This is a genomic window from Mycobacterium sp. RTGN6 (assembly GCF_033804605.1).
GTDB lineage: Bacteria > Actinomycetota > Actinomycetes > Mycobacteriales > Mycobacteriaceae > Mycobacterium.
Genome location: NZ_JAPZKZ010000017.1, coordinates 86,701 through 106,158 on the forward strand (window position 1 = coordinate 86,701; position 19,458 = coordinate 106,158).

Sequence of the window (19,458 nt, forward strand, 5' to 3'; positions counted from 1 at the left end):
GCGCGGAGGTTCAGAGCATCAGCGAACTCACAGCTTGCGTTCGAGCAGCACCGTTCCCGACTCAACGGAAACCAGTTGCACGGCAGCGATTTCGCCGACGGGCATAGGGGTGTTCCCACTGGGCAGCGCGGTGGCGCCGGACAGCCCGAGCCACGTCGCGATCTGCGAGTGGCTTCCGTCGTGCCCGACGACGACCATGCCCAGGTTGCTCGGCGGTGCGCCGCCACCACTAGACCAATCGCCGTAGGTGCACGCCATGTCGATGCGGGTGCCCCAGGCGAAGCTGTTCAACGCGATGGTCGCGCTGAACGGCGTCTGCTCCAGCTTGGTCATCTCCAATTGCTGGGCCGTCGCCTGCTGCGTTCCGTCCTGCAGGCCGACGATGCCGGGCCGGATGGCGATCACCAGGCCGATGGCCAGCATCGCGGCGGCCAGGCCGATGGCAGTGGACGTCAGCAGGCGCGACCGGCGGCGACGCCAGCGCACCTTGTCCAACACCTGCTGGCGCACTTGCGGCGGCAGTGGCGGCGGCTCGGGCTGCTCCTTGTCCAGTGCACGCACGTCGTCGATGTCGAGCATGGCCAACAGAGCGGGCATGCCGCTGATGTCGGCGACGGCCGCACGGCAGCGGTCGCACGTTTCGAGGTGAGCCTCGAACTCACGGCGCTCGGCGCTGGACAGCGAGCCCAACACGTACGCGGCATCCCACGTTGAGTAGCGATCGCCCTCGACGGGTTCCAGGCTCCGGGGTCCTCCGAACTGAGTCACCGTGTCACCCCCATTTCCTGCAGGTTGAGTCGCAGTGCGCGCACCGCGTAGTGCAGCCGAGACTTCACGGTGCCCTCGGCGATCTGCAGTTCTCCTGCGATCTGCGCCACGCTCTGGCCCTGGTAGTACGCCCGGAGGATCACGGCGCGGTGATCGTCCGAGAGCTCACTCATGGCGGTGCTGAGCAACAGCCGATCCAATGCACCGTCCACTTCGTCCGGGCCGGCATGATCGGCGACGGCCTCGACGTCGGCGGTGCCGGTCTCGTTGCGAAACCGTGCGCTGCGCCGCTCGTCGATGATTTGGTTGCGCGCGACCGTGAACAGCCACGCCCGCGCCGATCGGTCGACGTCGGAGGTCACTTCGGGATGCCGCCACGCCCGCAGCAGTGTCTCCTGCACCACGTCCTCGGCACGCGCCGCATCACCGGTGAGCCGCACGACGTAGCGCCAGAGTGCGGCTGCGTGTTCGTCGTAGAGAACCCGCATCATGGCGGCCTCCGGATCATCCATTAACAACCTCCGCAGTTAACACGCAGGGGGTGCCTGATGGGTTCAACCAGGCAATCTTCGTTCAGATAGCGCGTGTGGCGCCAGCCACTCGAACGTCGTCGCCGCCAGCGCTATGTCAACGCAGAAGTTACGCCTCGAGCGTGAGGATCCGCGGGCCGTTCTCGGTGGCGGCCACAGTGTGTTCCCAGTGCGCGGCGCGGGACCCGTCGGAGGTGACGACGGTCCACTCGTCGGCCAGCACCTTCGTGTTGGTCGTGCCCAGCGTCAACATCGGCTCGATGGCCAGCACCGATCCGGTGACCAGGTAGGGACCGCGCCCCGGCGCGCCCTCGTTGGGCAGGAACGGGTCCATGTGCATTTGGCGGCCGATGCCGTGCCCGCCGTAGCCCGCGACGATCCCGTACTTGCGGTCGTGAGCCGCTTCCGCAGCGTGGGTGCCGTGCTCGATCGCATGGGAGACGTCGGTCAGCCGGTTTCCCGGCACCATCGCAGCGATGCCCGCCTCCATCGACAGCCGCGTCGCTTCGGAGAGCATCTCGTCGGCGGGGATCAAGGGCCCCACGCCGAACGTAAACGCCGAGTCGCCGTGCCAGCCGTCGAGGATCGCGCCGCAGTCGATGGACACCAGGTCCCCGGACGCCAGCAGCTCACCGGCGGCCGGGATGCCGTGGACGACGCGGTCGTTGACCGACGAGCAGATGCTGGCGGGGAAGCCGTGATAGCCGAGGAACGACGGGACGGCCCCTGCGTCGCGGATGACGGCCTCGGCGACCCGGTCGAGGTCCAGCGTGGACACCCCGGGTGCGGCCGCCACCTGAACCGCCCGCAGCGCCGCGGCGACCACCGCGCCAGCGGCCGCCATCGCGTCGAGTTCACCGTCGCTGCGCGCCGCGACGACCTTGCGGTGGCGCAGCCCGGGCAGGCTGACCATCTACTTGCCGAGTGCGCGCAGGGCGCGGGCGAACACCTCGTCCAGGCTGCCGACGGCGTCGACGGTCTTGAGTTCGCCCTGGTAGTAGTCCAGCAGCGGCGCGGTCTCGTCGCGGTAGACCTTCATGCGGTTGAGGATGACTTCCTCGGTGTCGTCGGCGCGGCCGCGGCTCTTCAGCCGGTCCAGCAGTTCGTCCTCGGAGACGCGGAACTCGACGACTGCGTCCAGCTTCAGGTCCCGCTTGGCGAGCATGTCGCGCAACGCCTCGGCCTGTTCGACCGAGCGCGGGTAACCGTCGAGGATGAAGCCGTCTGCCGCATCGGCGACGTCGAGCCGGTCGTCGACCAGCGCGTTGGTGAGGGTGGCAGGCACCAAGTCACCGGCGTCGAGGTACTTCTTGGCCTCGAGGCCCAGTTCGGTCGCGTTGCTGATGTTGTAGCGGAAGAGGTCGCCGGTGGAGATATGCGGGATGTTGAGCTTCTCGGCCAGCTTCTCCGCCTGCGTGCCCTTGCCCGCGCCTGGCGGCCCCAGCAAAACGATTCTCACTTGAGGAACCCTTCGTAGTTGCGCTGCATCAGCTGGCTCTCGATCTGCTTGACGGTGTCCAGACCGACGCCGATCATGATCAGCACCGCGGTGCCGCCGAACGGCAGGTTCTGTACGGAACCGGAGTTGCCGATCTCAAGGAAGAGGTTCGGCAACACAGCGATCACGCCCAAGTAGATCGATCCCGGAAGCGTAATGCGACTGAGCACATATCGCAGGTAGTCGGCAGTGGGTTTACCGGGGCGAATACCCGGGATGAACCCGCCGAACTTCTTCATCTCGTCAGCGCGCTCGTCGGGGTTGAACGTGATCGATACGTAGAAGTACGTGAAGAACACGATGAGCCCGAAGTAGATGACGATGTACGCGGGGCTGGCCGGGTTGGTCAGGTAGTTCGCGACGAACTTGCTCCACCAACCGTTGCCTGCGTCGGGGCTTCCGCTGTTGATCAGCTGTGTGATCAGGTGCGGGATGTAGATGAGCGACGACGCGAAGATGACGGGGATGACGCCGGCCTGGTTCACCTTGAGCGGCAGATACGTCGACGTACCGCCGTACATGCGGCGTCCGACCATGCGCTTGGCGTACTGCACCGGGATGCGGCGTTGGCCCTGCTCGACGAACACGACGCCGATGATGATGATCAGCGCGGCGACGCAGACCGCGGCGAAGACGACGCCGCCGCGGCTGTCGAGGATGGTCTTGCCCTCGGACGGGATGCGGGCGGCGATGCCCGCGAAGATCAGCAGCGACATGCCGTTGCCGATGCCGCGCTCGGTGACGAGCTCGCCCATCCACATCACCAGCGCCGCGCCCGCGGTCAGCACCAGCACGATGACGACGAGGGTGAAGATGCCCGAGTTCTGGATGATGTCGAGCGAGCAGCCCTGAAGCAGCCCACCGTTGGCGGCCAGCGCCACGATCGACGTGCCCTGCAGCAGTGCCAGCGCGACCGCGAGGTAACGCGTGTACTGCGTCATCTTGGCCTGGCCGGACTGGCCTTCCTTGCGCAGCTGTTCGAAGCGCGGGATGACCACGGTGAGCAGCTGCACGATGATGCTGGCGGTGATGTAGGGCATTACGCCGACCGCGAACACCGACAGCTGAAGCAGCGCGCCGCCGGAGAACAGGTTGATCAGCGAGTAGATCTGCGCCGAGTCACCGCCCTGGACCTGCTCGATGCACTTCTGCACGTTGGGGTAGTTGACGCCAGGAGACGGCACCGTGGCACCGACCCGATAGAGGATGACGATGCCAAGCGTGAAGAGGATCTTGCGCCTGAGGTCGGCCGTCCGCAACGACGAGATGAAAGCCGAAAGCACTCTTCCTCCTGCGCAGCCGAGACTTCTCGCGGCGTACCAATTGGGGCTGGATCGACCAGCATTTGGTTAAGTCGTGCGCGTTCCGTCCACGGATTCGCGGGCATGCCCACAACCAGCGACGTCGCGCGTCAAACAGTCTACGAGAGTAACAGTTGGCACCAGTCCAGCCTGCATCCGAGCTGCGCAACCGCAGCCCGGTTGGACCTTCAGGATCGAAGCGTACAGTCGGGTCAATTCATTACATCAGCTAACTAATGATTGGGGCACCTGACGTGGCGCGCACCGATGACGACACTTGGGATCTGGCGTCCAGCGTTGGCGCGACGGCGACGATGGTCGCGGCCGCCCGCGCCGTCGCCAGCCGCGCAGAGCAACCGCTCATCGCGGATCCGTTCGCCGAGCCGCTGGTCCGCGCGGTCGGCGTCGACCTGCTCAGCCGGCTCGCCGCAGGCGACGTCACCCCGGGTGAGCTCGGCGGGGACGCGGGGACGGGCATGCAGCGGATGGCCGACAGCATGGCCGTGCGGACGATGTTCTTCGACGACTTCTTTCTCGATGCGACGGAAGCGGGGCTCACCCAGGCAGTGATCCTGGCGTCCGGGCTGGACTCTCGGGCGTACAGGTTGCCGTGGCCGGCTGGCACGACGGTCTTCGAGATCGACCAGCCGGACGTCATCGCGTTCAAGACGGGCGCCATGGCCGAGCTCGGCGCGGAGCCCACCGCGACGCGGCGCACCGTGGCCGTCGACCTGCGTGACGACTGGCCCGCCGCACTGAAGGCCGCTGGCTTCGATCCGGCCACGCCGACGGCGTGGAGCGCCGAGGGCCTGCTCGGCTACCTTCCACCGGACGCACAGGACCGGTTGCTCGACACCATCACTGCGCTGTCGGCCCCGGGCAGCCGGTTCGCCACCGAAAGCACGCCCGGCCCCGACGCGGCTGACGACGCCATGCGGGAGCGCATGCGATCGGTCGCCGACCGATGGCGCGAGCACGGTCTCGACCTTGACCTGGCCGAGCTCGTGTACTTCGGCGACCGCAACGAGGCCGAGGGCTACCTCGCCGGGCACGACTGGCAGATGACTGGAAACTCGATCCGCGAGCTGTTCGCCGCGCACGGCCTCGCGCCGTTCGACGACGAGGAACTGGCCGGTTTCGGCGACGTGCGGTACGTGTGGGGTGTGCTCGGTGGTGACAGGTGACGCGTTCTGAGTCCGACAGCTGGGACCTCGGCTCGAGTGTCGGTGCGACGGCGACGATGGTGGCCGCCGCGCGGGCGCTGGCGTCCGCGGAGTCGAATCCGCTGATCTCCGACCCCTACGCCGCGCCGTTGGTCCGTGCCGTTGGCATCGACTTCTTCACCAAGCTGGTCGACGGCACCGTCTCCCCCGATGAGGCCGACGACGGCGGTGCCGCCAGGCTGATGACCACGATGATGGCGGTGCGCACCCGCTTCTTCGATGACTTCTTCACGGCGGCAACCGCTTCGGGAATTCAACAAGCGGTCATCCTGGCGTCGGGCCTCGACGCCCGGGCCTACCGGCTGCCGTGGCCGGACGGCACCGTCGTCTACGAGCTCGACCAGCCCGCGGTTATCGAGGCGAAGAGCGCGGCGATGACGGCCATCGGCGCCACCCCGACGTGTGATCGCCGCGTCGTCGCCGTCGATCTGCGCGATGACTGGCCCGAGGCGTTGCGCCGCAGCGGTTTCGACACGTCGGTGCCCACCGCGTGGACCGCCGAAGGACTGCTGGTATACCTGCCCCCGGAGGCGCAGGACCGGTTGTTCGACGACATCACGGCGCTGTCCGCGCCGGGAAGCCAGCTGGCCACCGAGTACCACCCGGACGGCGGCGCCAGCCTCGGCGAGCGCGCCAACGCGATCAGCGACGCCTGGTCCGATCACGGCTTCCGCGTGAACCTGAACGAACTGTTCTACAAGGGCGAGCGTCGGCCCGTCGTCGACTACCTCACCGGCCACGGCTGGGAGGTTCGCGCCCGCACCCGGCCCGAGGTGTTCGAGCACTACGGCCGCGACTTCCCCGACTCCGAAACCCTTGCGCCGATGCGCAATTCACTGTCCGTCACCGCAACGCGTCGATAGGAGACCGCACAATGACCAGAACAGACGACGACTCGTGGGACCTGGCGTCGAGCGTCGGTGCCACGGCGACGATGGTGGCGGCACAGCGGGCACTGGCCCATCGTGAGGGGTTGATCGACGACCCATACGCCGAGCTGCTGGTGCGGGCCGTGGGCATGGACTTCATGACCCGGATGCTCGATGGCGAGATCACTTTCACCGACATCGACCCGAGCTTCACCATCCGGCTCGCCGCCGAGAGCATGGCGGTGCGCACTCGGCACTTCGACAAGTTGTTCCTCGATGCTGCCGCGGCCGGTGTGCGGCAAGCGGTGATCTTGGCCGCGGGCCTCGACGCGCGGGCCTTCCGGCTGCCCTGGCCGGATGGGACGGTGGTCTACGAGGTGGACCAGCCGGAGGTCATCGAGTTCAAGACGAGGACGCTCGCCGGGCTCAACGCCGAACCGACCGCGACCCGCCGGGTGGTGGCGATCGACCTTCGTGAGGACTGGCCGAAGGCCCTTGCGGACAACGGTTTCGATCCGACGCAGCCCACCGCGTGGATCGCTGAGGGCCTTCTGATCTATCTGCCGCCCGAGGCGCAGGACAAGCTGTTCGACACCATCACCGCACTGTCGGCACCGGGCAGCCGCTTGGCCACCGAGCGCGTGCCCGACGTGAGCGACTTCGTCAGCGGGCGCCCCAAGGAGGTGGCGGAGAAGATGAAGGAACTGGGCTCCGACATCGCGATGGAGGACTTGGTCTACCACGGTGAGCGCGCCAACGTCGTCGAGTACCTGCAGAAGCTTGGCTGGACGGTGACAGAACAAAACTCCGCAGATGCTCACGTCGCCAACGGGTTTGAACTGCCCGACAACGACTTCACGCAGGAGTTCGGGAAGCTGAGTTACGTCAGCGCCGTCTTGGGTGACGCACCTTAGAAGCGGTGCTCCCCCAGCCACAGCGCACTGACGCCGGTCAGAGAGCGCTCCACCTGGCCGAGCAGGCCCGCGACGGACTGGCCGAGCAGCGCCCCGAGCGCATCAGGCAGCGACGCCGCGGCGGGCTGTGACGACGCCTTTGGCCGGAGCAGCTCCATCAGTCCCGAGCCGGGCAGCGTGATGAGCTTCACCTCGGCCTCGGCGTCGAATCCCGCCAGCACCTTGGCCCTGTCGATCGCCGTGCGCAACCCGCCGAGTTCGTCGACCAGGCCGCGCTCCTTGGCATCGGAACCGGTCCACACCCGCCCGCGGGCGACGGCGTCGACGGCCTCGACCGTCATGTCGCGGCCCTCGGCGACGCGTGCGACGAAGTCGGTGTAGAACAGGTCGGCTTCGGCCTCGACGTGCGCATGCTGTTCGTCGGTGAACGGCTGGTTCACCGACCAGGCGTCGGCATTTGCGTTGGTGCGCACCGAATCCGAGCCGACGCCGAGCTTGTCCTTGAGGTCGCGCGCTATGAGCTTGCCGGTGATGACGCCGATCGAACCCGTGATGGTGCCCGCGTTCGCGACGATCGCATCCGCGGCCATCGATACGTAGTAGCCGCCGGACGCGGCGACGGCGCCCATCGACGCCACGACGGGCTTGCCGGCCTCGCGGAGCCGGACGACCTCACGCCAGATGGTCTCCGACCCGGTGACCGACCCGCCGGGACTGTCGACGCGCAGCACCACGGCGGACACGTCTTCGTTGGCGCCTGCCTCGCGCAGCGCGGCGGCGATGGTGTCACCGCCGGCGGACGACGTGCCGAGCGGTGACAGTTGGCGGCCGCCGCGCCCGCTGACGATCGGCCCCGCGAGGGTGACGACGGCGACGGTTGGCTTCGACTTGCGACCTGGCAGCGTAGGCGTGGGCCCGCCCGTACCTGCGCGGGCGTACCGCGACAGATAGAGCCGCGGCGGCGCATCGTCTTCGTCCGGTCCGGCCGAAGACTCGGCCGTGCCAACGAGTTCGGTGATGCGGGCATACGCCTCGTCGCGGAACCCGATGCGGTCGACGAGCCGGCCCGCCACCGCGTCGTCGCGCAACAGCGGCGCCTTGTCGAGCAGCGCGTCGAGCTCTGCGGGGTCGAGGTGCCGCGCGGCGGCGACGTCGGCGAGCACCTGGGCGTGCAGGCTCTCGATGAGCCGGCTGTCGGCTTCCCGGTGCGCGTCGGTGTAGCTGTCCTGAGTGAACAGGTTCGCCGCCGACTTGTACTCGCCGCGTGCGATGAATTGGGCCTGGATTCCCGCCTTGTCCAGCGCGTCGCGCAGGAACATGGCGTTGGTGGCGAAGCCGATCAGCCCGACAGTGCCGGACGGCTGCATCCACACTTCACGGAACGCCGACGCGAGGTGGTACGACAAGGTGCCCGGGTAGGTTTCGGCCCACGCCAATGACGGCTTGGCATCGCTGAACGCCGCGACGGCCGCCCGCAGCTCCTGCACCGGGCCTGCTGCGGCAGCGGGCAGCTGCACCCGGGCGATCAGTCCTGCGACGCGGTCGTCCTCGGCGGCCCGGTGGATCGCCGCGACGGCATCGCGCAGAAGCAGTGGCTTGCCCGCGCCCGTGACGAAGGCCAACGGGTCGAAGTTGCTCGACTCCGGAGGCAGCGTTTGCAGGTCGAGTTCGAGCACGGTGCCATCCGGCACCCCGTGGTGGCGCGCGGTGTCCACCTTGCGGACGATGGCGCGAAGTTCGTCAGTGCCGGGGATTCCGGAGAGAAGGTGCAACATCCTGTGAGCCTACCGATCGAGCGCGCATGGCCTCGGCCCGTCCGCACGTCGGGCACGATAGGTAGCTGGACTAGGTACTGTGACGGAGATTGCAATTCAACCCCATTTACCCGTGCGCGAAACGGTGGTATTCCGGAAGTATGAAGAATGCACTCAGGTTCCTCAACGCAATGATCATGGCGGGTGCCGCGGCCACGGCCATCGCCGCGGCACCGGTTGCCGTCGCAGAGTCCTACGCGATCGCGGCGGGCGCCACCACCCAATTCGCCCCTCAGAGTCCGGGCGGAGACGGCTGCGCCAACGGTGTCTGCGGTCACGGCGACGCGGGCGGTGGCAGCGGTTGCACCACCGACGGGACGTGCGGGTCCGGCGGTCCGCTCGGTGGCGGCGGCTGTACGGCCGACGGCGTGTGCGGCCACGGCGGGCCTGGTTTCGGCGGTGGCTGCGTGCCCGGGGTGGGCTGCTTCGAGTGGGGCTGAGACGCGAAAGCCCCGCACGCCTGAGCGTGCGGGGCCTCGTGTCGTATCAGTCGATCAGGCCTCGGTGGCGGAACCGCCCGCGGCCGTGATCTTGTCGCGTGCGCTGTCGCTGAACTTGTGCGCGGTGATGTCGACCTTGACGGTCACCTTGCCGTCGCCGAGCACCTTCACGAGCTTGTTCTTGCGCACCGCACCGGAGGCCACCAACTCGTCGATGCCGACGGTGCCGCCCTTGGGGAACAGCTTGTCGAGGTCGCCGACGTTGACGACCTCGTAGGAGGTGCGGAACCGGTTCTTGAAGCCCTTGAGCTTCGGCAGCCGCATGTGGATCGGCATCTGGCCGCCCTCGAACGTCACGGGGACGTTCTTACGGGCCTTCGTGCCCTTGGTGCCGCGACCCGCGGTCTTACCCTTCGACCCCTCACCGCGACCCACGCGGGTCTTGGCCTTCTTCGACCCGGGAGCGGGTTTCAGGTCGTGCAGTTTGATGACACTCATTTTGTCCCTAAACCTCCTCAACCACGACGAGGTGGTTGACCACGGCGAGCAGGCCGCGGGTCTGCGGGTTGTCCTCACGGACGACGGACTGGCGGATCTTCCGCAGCCCGAGCGTCCGCAGGCTTTCCCGCTGCTTCCAGCGCGCACCGACGGTGCTACGCGTCTGGGTGATCTTGAGTTCGGCCATGGTTATGCGCTTCCTTCGCGTGCTGCGGTCGCAGCAAGGGCGTCGGCTTCGCGGCGCGCCTTGAGCATGCGTGCAGGTGCGACGTCCTCGATGGGCAACCCACGCCGGGCCGCGACCTCTTCGGGGCGCTGCAGCATCTTGAGTGCGGCCACGGTGGCGTGCACCACGTTGATCGCGTTGTCACTGCCCAGCGACTTGGCCAGGACGTCGTGCACCCCAGCGGCTTCCAGCACGGCGCGGACTGCACCGCCGGCGATCACACCGGTACCCGGGCTGGCCGGACGCAGCAGCACCACACCCGCGGACGCCTCGCCCTGGACGGGGTGGACGATGGTGGCACCGATCATCGGCACGCGGAAGAAGTTCTTGCGCGCTTCCTCGACGCCCTTGGCGATCGCGGCGGGAACTTCCTTGGCCTTGCCGTAACCGACGCCGACCATGCCGTTGCCGTCGCCCACCACCATCAGCGCGGTGAAGCTGAACCGGCGACCACCCTTGACCACCTTGGACACGCGGTTGATCGTGACCATGCGCTCGATGAGGTTGCTCTTCTCGCCGGAGTCGCGGCCACCACGGCCACCACGGTCGTCGCGGCGACCACGGCCACCATCACGACCGCCGCCGCGGTTGTCCCGGTTGTCCGTGCTCGACGGCCCGGCTCCACTAGCCTGATCGGCCATCATGCAGTCCTTCCGTAAGTCTTCGTCATCAGAATTTGAGCCCGCCTTCGCGCGCGGCGTCGGCCAGCGCGGCGATCCGTCCGCCATAGGTGTAGCCGCCGCGGTCGAACACCACGGTGTCGATGCCCGCGGCCTTGGCGCGCTCGGCGATCAGCTGCCCGACCCGCACACTGTGGGCCTTCTTGTCGCCGTCGACGGCACGCACGTCAGCCTCGATGGACGAGGCCGCGGCCAGCGTGACGCCGTCCTGGTCGTCCACCAGCTGCACGTGGATGTGCCGCGACGAGCGGTTCACCACCAGGCGCGGGGTTTCCGCAGTGCCCGCGACCTTCTTGCGCAGTCGGGCATGCCGGCGCAGCCGGGACGCCCGGCGGGTCTCGGAGATGTTCTGCCCGACGGTCCTCCGCTTTGCGGAGACTTCGTCGTTCTTAGTCGGAGCCATGATTACTTACCTGTCTTTCCGACCTTGCGGCGGATCTGCTCACCCTCGTAGCGAACGCCCTTGCCCTTGTACGGGTCTGGGCGACGCAGGCGGCGGATGTTCGCCGAGATCTGACCGACCTTCTGCTTGTCGATGCCGGTGATCGAGAACTTGGTGGGCGTCTCCACCGCGAACGAGATGCCCTCGGGGGCCTCGATCAAGACGGGATGGCTGTAGCCGAGTGCGAACTCGAGGGTCTTGCCCTTGAGCACGACGCGGTAGCCGACGCCGAAGATCTCCATCTTCGTGGTGTACCCCTCGGTGACACCGGTGATGAGGTTGGCCACCAGGGTGCGGGACAGCCCGTGCAGCGAGCGGTTGAGCCGCTCGTCGTTGGGGCGGGTCACCACGATGGCGCCATCGTCGTTGCGCGCGACCGAGATCGGCTCTGCGACGGCGAGTTCCAGCGTGCCCTTGGGGCCCTTGACGGACACGTTCTGTCCGTCGATCGTCACGTCGACCCCGGACGGAACCAGGACCGGTTGCTTACCAATGCGAGACATGTCTAGTTCTCCCTCACCACACGTAAGCGAGGACTTCGCCGCCCACGCCTTGTCGTGCTGCCTGACGGTCGGTGAGCAGGCCACCGGACGTGGAGATGATCGCCACGCCGAGGCCGCCCAGCACCCGAGGCAGGTTGGTGGACTTTGCGTATACCCGCAGACCGGGCTTGGACACGCGCTTGAGCCCCGCGATGCTCCGCTCCCGGGTGGGGCCGTACTTGAGATTCACCACGAGGGACTTGCCCACGCGGGCATCCTCGGTGTGGTAGTCGCTGATGTAGCCCTCCGCCTTGAGGATCTCGGCGATGTTGGCCTTGATCTTGCTGTGCGGCAGGGTCACTTCGTCGTGGAACGCCGAGTTGGCGTTGCGCAGACGTGTCAAGAAGTCTGCAATCGGGTCAGTCATCGTCATGACAACCGGCTCACCTTCCTCGCGGCGGTTCCCACTGGGTTCGAATCCCGCTGGGGCCTACCGCAATACATTTTCTAGGGTCTGTTGGACTTAGAGCTGGGCTACCAGCTGGACTTCTGGACACCGGGCAGTTCGCCGGCATGCGCCATCTCACGCAAGCAGATTCGGCACAGGCCGAACTTGCGGAAGACGGCGTGCGGACGCCCGCACTTGTTGCAGCGGGTGTAGCCGCGGACCTTGAACTTCGGCTTCTTGTTGGCCTTGTTGACCAGCGCCTTCTTTGCCATCTGCTCAGTTCTCCTTGAACGGGAAGCCAAGCGCACGCAGCAGCGCACGGCCTTCGTCGTCGTTCGTCGCCGACGTGACGACGGTGATGTCCATGCCCCGGGGCCGGTCGATGTTGTCCACGTCGATCTCGTGGAACACCGACTGCTCGGCCAGTCCGAAGGTGTAGTTGCCACTGCCGTCGAACTGCTTGGGGCTCAAGCCGCGGAAGTCGCGGATACGCGGAAGCGCGATCGACACCAGGCGGTCGAGGAACTCCCACATGCGGTCGCCACGCAGCGTGACGCGCGCGCCGATTGGCATGCCCTCGCGCAGCTTGAACTGTGCGATCGACTTGCGCGCCTTGCGGATCTCCGGCTTCTGGCCGGTGATCAGCGCCAGGTCGGTGACCGCGCCGTTGATGAGCTTGGCGTCGCGGGCGGCGTCACCGACACCCATGTTCACGACGACCTTCACCACGCCGGGGATCTGCATGACGTTGTCGTAGCCGAACTCCTTGTTCAGCGCGTCCTTGATCTCTTCGCGGTAGCGCTGCTTCAGGCGGGGAAGCGTTTTGGTGGTTTCAGCAGTCGTCATGCTCCGATGTCCTTGCCGTTCTTCTTCGACACGCGCACCTTCTTGCCGCTCTCGTCATCGACGCGGTAGCCGATGCGGGTGGGGTTGCCGTCGGAGTCGATGACCATCACGTTGCTCACGTGGATGGCCGCCTCCTGCGTGACGATGCCGCCGGATTGGGCGCCGCGCTCATTGCGTGAGACGGCGGTGTGCTTCTTGATCCGGTTGACACCCTCGACCAGAACCTTGTTGCGCTCTGGGTAGGCGTGCAGAACCTTGCCCTTGGCGCCCTTGTCCTTGCCGGAGATGACCAGCACGGTGTCGCCTTTGTGCACCTTCATTTACAGCACCTCCGGTGCCAGCGAAACGATCTTCATGAACTTCTTCTCGCGCAGCTCACGTCCGACGGGCCCGAAGATGCGGGTACCGCGCGGGTCGTTGTCGGGCTTGATGATCACTGCGGCGTTCTCGTCGAACTTGATGTAGCTGCCATCGGCGCGGCGACGCTCCTTGACGGTGCGCACGATGACGGCCTTGACGACCTCGCCACGCTTGATGTTGCCGCCTGGGATGGCGTCCTTCACCGTCGCCACGATGACATCGCCGATACCGGCATAGCGTCGCGCCGAGCCGCCGAGCACGCGGATGCACAAGATCTCCTTGGCGCCCGTGTTGTCGGCGACCTTGAGCCGCGATTCCTGCTGAATCACTCGATCTCCTCGGTTTCAATGCACGACGAGCAGCACGAAATCGCTCGACGTACGGTCTTCGTTGCCGAAGGGCACGCAGGGTTCTCGCGAACGACAACCGAGGTCTGCCCAGGGCAACCCCTACATACTAGGTGACCTCAGGCAATGCTCCAAATCGCCCCCACCAGCGATTTCGGCACCCCTCCCCCGGCGAGCGCGCGTGTCTGAGGGCGACACGCCGACGACGAGTCCAATTTTGCGCGCGCTCGCGGGGCGTCGAAGAACTGCTGGGCGGTCGACTAGCACTCGCTCCTGCTCGCTGAGTTCTGCACCAGGGTCGTGGATTCTGACGATCAACGACCGCCACGCAGAAGTCGACCCAAGGCGGCTAAGCGCGCGAGACGACGCAGCGGAAGCCGATGTGGGTGGCCGCGCTGTCCTGTGACTGCGCCGAGCGGGCCGCCGGCCGGTAGCGCTGGCAGTACTCCGGCGCGCACAGGTGCGAGCCGCCCTTCAGTGTCTGGCTGACGCTCGGATCAGGCTCCTGACCAGGCGTGCAACAACCCGCGACGCCGTCCGCGAGGTGGTGCTCCGAGAACCGTGTCGTGGTCCACTCCCACACGTTGCCGATCATGTCGACCAGTCCATACGCGTTCTCGGGAAACGTGCCAACCGGTGACGTGCCCCGCCACCCAAGCGCGCCGTCGTTGCGGTACGGGAAGCGGCCCTGCCAGGTGTTGGCCATCAGTCGGCCCCCCGGCGTGACGTCGTCACCCCACGCATACGTCGTCGTCGCGCCGCCGCGCGCGGCGTACTCCCACTCCGCCTCGGTGGGCAGTCGGCGTCCGGCCCAGCGCGCATACGCTGCCGCGTCCGTGTACGCGACCTGCACGACGGGGTGCTCGGCCAGGTCCGCCGCGTCGCTGTCGGGGCCGAACGGGTGACGCCAGCACGCGCCGGGCGCCCAGTCCCACCACTGCCGCCAGTCGGTCAGGTCGACCGGTCCCGGCGTGGGACGAAACACCAGTGTTCCCGGCAGCAGATCCCGTTCGGCGACGCCCGGGTACAGCGCGGGGTCGAGTGGCCGCTCGGCGACGGTGACGTAGCCGGTGTCTGCGACGAACTCGGCGAACTGCGCATTGGTGACGGGATGCCGTTCGATGGCGAACGCAGCCACCGTGGCCGTGTGGACGGGCGCTTCTTCCGGATAGAAGCTCGTCGACCCCATCCGGAACGCGCCGCCGGGCAGTGCGACGAGGTCGGTCACCATGGGTTCGGCGCCACTTAGGGAATCGCGATCTCGACATCGGTGGTGATCGCCGCGCTGGCGGCGTCGAGCGCGTCGACGCCGGTGGGCGCCTCGACGTGGATCGCGATCAGGTAGTTCGTCGTGTTGGTCCAGACGTGCGCGACGCGGTCGAAGAACTCGACCGAGTTCTGCGGGGTGTCCGACCACGCCCCCATCAACTTCTGCCCGCTGTACTCGCAGAGTTCCGCGGGCAGGATGCTGACGGTGCTGACCGCCGACTGCGCCATGATCTTGTCCGTGTAGTCCCGGAACGCCGCTTCGGGTTCGAGCGTGGTGGGCGCGATGGACACGAAGGCCGACATGCCGTCGGGGCCCTGCATGCGCACGCCGACGTCGCCAGCTCCCTTAGAGGTGCTCCACCCGTCCGGTACCCCGACGGTGACCCGTGGGGCGGTCGGGTCGCCGACGACGGCCACGACCGAGACGGGCGACTTGTTGGCCGGCGCGCAGGTGACCGCGTTGGCGGGAATCGGTACCTGCAGCGTCGGCTGGATGCCGGGCGGCGCCTGATCGAGGTCGGCGGTGGTGGTCGGGATGGTCGAACGCGCCGACGATGACGAGGACGCGGAGCCAGCCGATTCCGCGACGGGCAGCCCCTCGCTGGTGCGAACGCATGCGGACATCACAGTGGCGGCCACGCACGCGGTGACCAGGCCGGTCGTTCGCCAGTAGTTCATCAGTCCTTCGAGAATGCCCTCGCAAGTTCTCGTTCCACGTCGACGTAGGGCGTGCCCGAGATATCGACGACTACCTTAGCGATCGAGCCGCCGGTGAACGGGTATGGCGCCGTGTAGGAGCGCGATATCGCTTGACCACCGTTTCGGCCCACCGCGACGCCGCCGCCGGCGAGGCCGAAGCTGCCGGGATGTGCCCGCACCCCATCCCGTGTCGCGACCTTGTCGCCGTCGACGTAGAGCGAGACGTCTCCGAGCGGGGTGTGACTGCCCTCGACGGTGCCGGTCCTGTCGTAACGCACGCCGAAGACGTGGCTGCCCAACGGGATCGGGTCCGGGGCGGTCAGCCGTTGCTCCTCCTCGCCCATGAAGTTGTAGACGTACTGCAGCCTGCCGTCCTGGACGAACAACACGTGGCCACCGTGCCCGGCACCCTGTTTGAAGATGACGCCCTCTGCGCCGACGGTGTCTACCGCGACCTCGGCCAGCACGGAGAAGGACTGCCCGCGAAGCTCGACGGCCGCACCGATGCCGACCTCGGCATTGTCGGGATAGTAGGTGAAGGTCTTCCGGTCGCTGGACAGATACGGCCGGAACCGGCCCAGGGTCTCGAAGATGTTGAGGTCGCCCAGCGGCAGCCCGTTGTACTTGGCCGCCTCGGCGAACCACAGGGCCTTGAGTTCCTCCAGCTTCTCGGGGTGTTCGGCCGCCAGGTCGTGGCACTGGCTGCGGTCGGACGAGATGTGGAACAGCTCCCAACGGTCCTGGTCGAAGTGCGACCAACCAGCCGGGCTGGCGGCGTGCACGGTGTTGGCGAACCAGCCGTCGTGCCAGATGCCGCGAGTGCCGAGCATCGTGTAGAACTGCGTCTTCTTGCCGGTATCCGCGGTCGAATCGTCAAGTGCGGCTTTGAAGCTCATCCCGTCGAGCGGTCGCTGCGCGATGCCGGCAACTTCATCCGGCGGGGTGATGCCGAGCAGGTCGTAGATGGTCGGGGTGACGTCGCAGACGTTGACGTAGTTGTCGCGGACCTCGCCATGGGCCTTGATTCCGTTGGGCCAGCTGATGATCGCCGTGTCGGCAATGCCGCCTTCGTGGGATGCGTAGCGCTTGAACAACTTATACGGTGTGTTGAACGCCATCGCCCACCCGATTGGGTAGTGATTGTAGGTTTCGGGTCCGCCCAGCTCGTCGTAGAAGCGCATGCTCTCCTCGACGGTGTCGATGTAGCCGTTGAAGAACTTGTTCTCGTTGACCGATCCGTTCGGGCCACCCTCACCGCTGGCCCCGTTGTCGGAAATGACCACGACGATGGTGTTGTCGAGCTGCCCGGATTCCTCGAGGTAGTCGAGGACGCGGCCGAGCTGCGCATCGGTGTAGGACAGAAAGCCGGCGAACACCTCGGCCATCCGGCTGAACAGTCGCTTCTCTTCGTCATTGAGCGTGTCCCACGGCCGCACGGTGTCCTGGTAGGGCCAGGCCTCGCCGTTGGGTCCCTTGACGTCGAGATACGGGTTGACGGGCGACAATTCGGTGTCGGGCGGCACGATGCCGAGCTTCTTCTGGTTCTCCAGCACCAGCTCGCGGTAGGCCTCGTAGCCCATGTCGAACTTGCCGGCGTACTTGTCGGCCCACTCCTTGAAGACATGGTGTGGCGCGTGCCCCGCACCGGGGCACAGATAGCTGAACCACGGCTTGTCGGGTGCGATCACCTTGGCATCGCGGATGAACTCGATGGTCTTGTCCGCCAAGTCCTTCGACAGGTGGTAGCCCTCCTCGGGGGTGGCGGGCGGCGCGACGGGGTGATTGTCGTACATCAGTTCCGGATACCACTGGTCGGTCTCGCCGCCCATGAAGCCGTAGAACCGCTCGAAGCCGCGGCTCAGCGGCCAATGCCGTTTGGTGGCAGCGAGATTGGACTCCTCGAGTGGAGTGAGGTGCCACTTGCCGACGCAGTAGGTGTTGTAGCCGCGCTCGGCGAGTACCTCCGAGAGCAGTGCGGTGTCGGCCGGAATCCGCCCGTTGCAGTTGGGGAAGCCGTCGGTGAACTCCTCGATTGTGGCCATGCCGACGGTGGTGGCGTTGCGGCCGGTGAGCAACGACGCCCTGGTGGGCGAGCACAGCGCGGTGGTGTGAAACTGCGAGAGCCGTACGCCACGTTCGGCGAGTCTGGTCATGGCGGGCATCTCGACGAGCCCACCGAAGCAGTCCCAGGTGGCGATGCCCGTGTCGTCCCACACCAGATAAAGAACGTTTGGCGCGTCCTTCGGTGCGGTCGGCGCGGCGTAGGGACCCCAGTCGGGCTCCGAGTCGCGGATGTCGAGCTCGATCTTGCCCTTGAAGTCTTGGGTCACGGCCTGCGAGATTACACCCGCGACGTATGCCACGGCTGAGAAATTGACGACGACGTCGCGACGGTTCGGCGGCGCATCCACCACCACGCGGTGAACAACGGAATCGTCCAACCCAGCCACGCGCCGAGGCCCGCGGCGAACCACAGGAAGTGCTCCTCGTTGCCGCCAAAGACGCTGTTCTGCAATGGATTGAGTGCGATGAATAGTAGAGGCGTCCAGATCCGGTTGGTGATGATGGACAGCGTCAGCGTGGCACTGTAGATCATGTTGCGGCGATGCTCGCCGATGTGTCGTCGCCGACCCGCGAGGTAGCCGTTGACGGTGAACCACATCCACAGCGCAGCGAGCACGACGTTGCCGACGGCGAGGATCGGCCCAAACGGCGTCGCGGCCCCGATCACCATCGCGCATGCCGCCGCGGGCAGCGCCGCGGCGACGTAGACCCGCCCGACACGGCGATGCACGGCCGGACGGCGGACACGTAGCCCGGGCCAGGCCTGAAGCACGACCGCCACCATCGCCACGCTGGCCAATACGACGTGGCCGACGAGCAGTGGGTAGTGCAGCAGGAAGGTCGCGGGCACTCGCGATTGCTCGGGATCCGCGGTGACGTAGGGCGGCAGCGAGAAGGCCAGGAAGGCCGCGACGACCAGCGCGAGCGCAAAGGGCCAGCGATATGCGTATGTCATACGCAGGAGCGTATAGGATACGCAAGCGGCTCGTCTTCCGATACGCTGATTGCTCGTGACCAGCCATCCGGACGACGAGCCGGCGCTCCCCCGCGCGCTCGAACTGCTTTGGCAGGAGTCGGCGCCCCAGCGGGCGGGGCTCAACCGGCACCGCATCGTCGCCTTCGCGATCGAGCTGGCCGACGCGGACGGGCTCACCGCGCTGTCGATGGCCCGGCTCGCCGAACGGCTCGGCTGCGGAACGATGTCGCTGTACCGCCACGTCGCGAACAAGGACGAGTTGGTGGTCTTCATGTCCTCGGCGGCCCCCGGCCCACCCCCCGAGCCGGCCGAAGGCGCGAATTGGCGTGATGCCCTTGATGATTGGGCGAACGGACTGTGGGACGTCTACCACGCCCACCCCTGGATCCTGCAGACGGCGTCATCGGGCCTGCCCGCCGACCCCGGGCAGCTCGCGTGGCTGGACGCCGGGCTGGCCGCACTCGCGGGCACGGCGCTGCCAGAACGAGCCAAGCTCGCCGCCGTCATGTCGGTGCTCTATTTCGTACGCGGCGCGGCGGCGCTGAACCTGGACGCCGGTGCCCACGACGCGACGCGGTATCCCGAACTGCTGGCCCGGCTGGTCGAGCCCGCTCGGTTCCCGGCGCTGGCGGCGGCCCTCGCCGCGGGCGTGTTCGACGACGCCGAGGGTCCACGCGCCGGACTCGACTCCGGCTTGCAGCGGCTGCTCGACGGAATCGGGGTCGAGGTCGCCGCGGCGGAGGGACCTGGCCGTCGAAGGTGAC

Annotated in this window: 25 protein-coding genes; 5 read left to right on the top strand and 20 right to left on the bottom strand. The window is 67.0% G+C overall.

The genetic code is table 11. From position 1 onward, the window contains the following. Positions 1-27: 27 nt before the first annotated feature. The 5 genes from SLQ33_RS31895 to secY form a co-directional block, all read right to left on the bottom strand. Positions 28-768 carry a zf-HC2 domain-containing protein gene (locus SLQ33_RS31895; protein WP_319457932.1) on the bottom strand — a complete coding sequence of 247 codons (741 nt, stop codon included), beginning with the start codon at positions 766-768 and terminating at the stop codon, positions 28-30. Then, complete coding sequence (locus SLQ33_RS31900) at positions 765-1,280, bottom strand: sigma-70 family RNA polymerase sigma factor (protein ID WP_319457933.1); 516 nt, start codon at positions 1,278-1,280, stop codon at positions 765-767. Before SLQ33_RS31900 ends, SLQ33_RS31895 begins: the two co-directional genes overlap by 4 nt. Before the next feature lie 127 nt (positions 1,281-1,407). Further along, entirely contained in the window at positions 1,408-2,211 is an 804-nt protein-coding gene (gene map / locus SLQ33_RS31905) for a type I methionyl aminopeptidase (RefSeq protein WP_319457934.1), read from the bottom strand. Next, a complete protein-coding gene (locus tag SLQ33_RS31910) occupies positions 2,212-2,757 on the bottom strand; it encodes an adenylate kinase (protein WP_319457935.1) in 546 nt (181 codons plus the stop codon). Continuing rightward, positions 2,754-4,079 (bottom strand): preprotein translocase subunit SecY, encoded by a 1,326-nt coding sequence (gene secY, locus SLQ33_RS31915; RefSeq protein ID WP_319457936.1) that lies wholly within the window; start codon positions 4,077-4,079, stop codon positions 2,754-2,756. Before secY ends, SLQ33_RS31910 begins: the two co-directional genes overlap by 4 nt. A 272-nt stretch (positions 4,080-4,351) precedes the next feature. Between secY and SLQ33_RS31920 the strand changes: the two genes are divergently transcribed. The 3 genes from SLQ33_RS31920 to SLQ33_RS31930 are packed head-to-tail and all read left to right on the top strand — an operon-like array spanning position 4,352 to position 7,103. After that, on the top strand, positions 4,352-5,281 hold the full coding sequence (locus SLQ33_RS31920; protein ID WP_413467687.1) for a class I SAM-dependent methyltransferase: 930 nt from the start codon (positions 4,352-4,354) through the stop codon (positions 5,279-5,281). Continuing rightward, positions 5,278-6,183: a class I SAM-dependent methyltransferase gene (locus tag SLQ33_RS31925; protein WP_319457937.1), complete on the top strand. Its 906-nt coding sequence runs from the start codon at positions 5,278-5,280 to the stop codon at positions 6,181-6,183. The genes SLQ33_RS31920 and SLQ33_RS31925 overlap by 4 nt, the downstream gene beginning before the upstream one ends. An 11-nt stretch (positions 6,184-6,194) precedes the next feature. After that, the gene (locus SLQ33_RS31930) at positions 6,195-7,103 is read left to right on the top strand and encodes a class I SAM-dependent methyltransferase (RefSeq protein ID WP_319457938.1); all 909 of its coding nucleotides are present in this window, start codon (positions 6,195-6,197) and stop codon (positions 7,101-7,103) included. On the opposite strand, the gene sppA is transcribed toward SLQ33_RS31930, so the two are convergent. Beyond that, on the bottom strand, positions 7,100-8,878 hold the full coding sequence (sppA, locus tag SLQ33_RS31935) for a signal peptide peptidase SppA (protein WP_319457939.1): 1,779 nt from the start codon (positions 8,876-8,878) through the stop codon (positions 7,100-7,102). The genes SLQ33_RS31930 and sppA overlap by 4 nt on opposite strands. 140 nt (positions 8,879-9,018) lie before the next feature. On the opposite strand from sppA, the gene SLQ33_RS31940 reads away from it, so the two are divergent. Beyond that, complete coding sequence (locus SLQ33_RS31940; RefSeq protein ID WP_319457940.1) at positions 9,019-9,357, top strand: PE-PGRS family protein; 339 nt, start codon at positions 9,019-9,021, stop codon at positions 9,355-9,357. 54 nt (positions 9,358-9,411) lie between these two features. On the opposite strand, the gene rplO is transcribed toward SLQ33_RS31940, so the two are convergent. The 14 genes from rplO to SLQ33_RS32010 all read right to left on the bottom strand — a co-directional run bounded on the left by rplO (position 9,412) and on the right by SLQ33_RS32010 (position 18,673). After that, positions 9,412-9,855, bottom strand: a complete 444-nt coding sequence (gene rplO / locus SLQ33_RS31945; RefSeq protein WP_319457941.1) for a 50S ribosomal protein L15 — start codon at positions 9,853-9,855, stop codon at positions 9,412-9,414. Positions 9,856-9,862: 7 nt separating this feature from the next. Beyond that, positions 9,863-10,042, bottom strand: a complete 180-nt coding sequence (rpmD, locus tag SLQ33_RS31950; RefSeq protein ID WP_319457942.1) for a 50S ribosomal protein L30 — start codon at positions 10,040-10,042, stop codon at positions 9,863-9,865. 2 nt (positions 10,043-10,044) lie between these two features. Next, positions 10,045-10,722, bottom strand: a complete 678-nt coding sequence (gene rpsE / locus SLQ33_RS31955; RefSeq protein ID WP_319457943.1) for a 30S ribosomal protein S5 — start codon at positions 10,720-10,722, stop codon at positions 10,045-10,047. 28 nt (positions 10,723-10,750) lie between these two features. Continuing rightward, on the bottom strand, positions 10,751-11,164 hold the full coding sequence (gene rplR, locus SLQ33_RS31960; RefSeq protein ID WP_319457944.1) for a 50S ribosomal protein L18: 414 nt from the start codon (positions 11,162-11,164) through the stop codon (positions 10,751-10,753). Positions 11,165-11,166: 2 nt separating this feature from the next. After that, entirely contained in the window at positions 11,167-11,706 is a 540-nt protein-coding gene (gene rplF / locus SLQ33_RS31965) for a 50S ribosomal protein L6 (RefSeq protein ID WP_319457945.1), read from the bottom strand. A 13-nt stretch (positions 11,707-11,719) separates the two neighbouring features. Then, positions 11,720-12,118 (bottom strand): 30S ribosomal protein S8, encoded by a 399-nt coding sequence (rpsH, locus tag SLQ33_RS31970; RefSeq protein ID WP_319457946.1) that lies wholly within the window; start codon positions 12,116-12,118, stop codon positions 11,720-11,722. Between the two features lie 101 nt (positions 12,119-12,219). Next, positions 12,220-12,405, bottom strand: a complete 186-nt coding sequence (locus SLQ33_RS31975; protein WP_056557202.1) for a type Z 30S ribosomal protein S14 — start codon at positions 12,403-12,405, stop codon at positions 12,220-12,222. 4 nt (positions 12,406-12,409) lie between these two features. Next, entirely contained in the window at positions 12,410-12,979 is a 570-nt protein-coding gene (rplE, locus tag SLQ33_RS31980; RefSeq protein WP_319457947.1) for a 50S ribosomal protein L5, read from the bottom strand. Then, on the bottom strand, positions 12,976-13,299 hold the full coding sequence (gene rplX / locus SLQ33_RS31985) for a 50S ribosomal protein L24 (protein WP_319457948.1): 324 nt from the start codon (positions 13,297-13,299) through the stop codon (positions 12,976-12,978). The genes rplE and rplX overlap by 4 nt, the downstream gene beginning before the upstream one ends. Continuing rightward, the gene (rplN, locus tag SLQ33_RS31990; protein ID WP_319457949.1) at positions 13,300-13,668 is read right to left on the bottom strand and encodes a 50S ribosomal protein L14; all 369 of its coding nucleotides are present in this window, start codon (positions 13,666-13,668) and stop codon (positions 13,300-13,302) included. A 367-nt stretch (positions 13,669-14,035) separates the two neighbouring features. Then, positions 14,036-14,917, bottom strand: coding sequence for a formylglycine-generating enzyme family protein (locus tag SLQ33_RS31995; RefSeq protein ID WP_319457950.1), 882 nt, complete (start codon positions 14,915-14,917; stop codon positions 14,036-14,038). 14 nt (positions 14,918-14,931) lie between these two features. Next, positions 14,932-15,633 carry a hypothetical protein gene (locus SLQ33_RS32000; RefSeq protein WP_319457951.1) on the bottom strand — a complete coding sequence of 234 codons (702 nt, stop codon included), beginning with the start codon at positions 15,631-15,633 and terminating at the stop codon, positions 14,932-14,934. Then, positions 15,633-17,984 (bottom strand): sulfatase-like hydrolase/transferase, encoded by a 2,352-nt coding sequence (locus SLQ33_RS32005; RefSeq protein WP_413653781.1) that lies wholly within the window; start codon positions 17,982-17,984, stop codon positions 15,633-15,635. The genes SLQ33_RS32000 and SLQ33_RS32005 overlap by 1 nt, the downstream gene beginning before the upstream one ends. 11 nt (positions 17,985-17,995) lie before the next feature. After that, positions 17,996-18,673: a DUF2306 domain-containing protein gene (locus tag SLQ33_RS32010; RefSeq protein ID WP_319457952.1), complete on the bottom strand. Its 678-nt coding sequence runs from the start codon at positions 18,671-18,673 to the stop codon at positions 17,996-17,998. Positions 18,674-18,728: 55 nt separating this feature from the next. On the opposite strand from SLQ33_RS32010, the gene SLQ33_RS32015 reads away from it, so the two are divergent. Continuing rightward, positions 18,729-19,457 (top strand): TetR/AcrR family transcriptional regulator, encoded by a 729-nt coding sequence (locus SLQ33_RS32015; protein ID WP_319457953.1) that lies wholly within the window; start codon positions 18,729-18,731, stop codon positions 19,455-19,457. Position 19,458 lies beyond the last annotated feature (1 nt).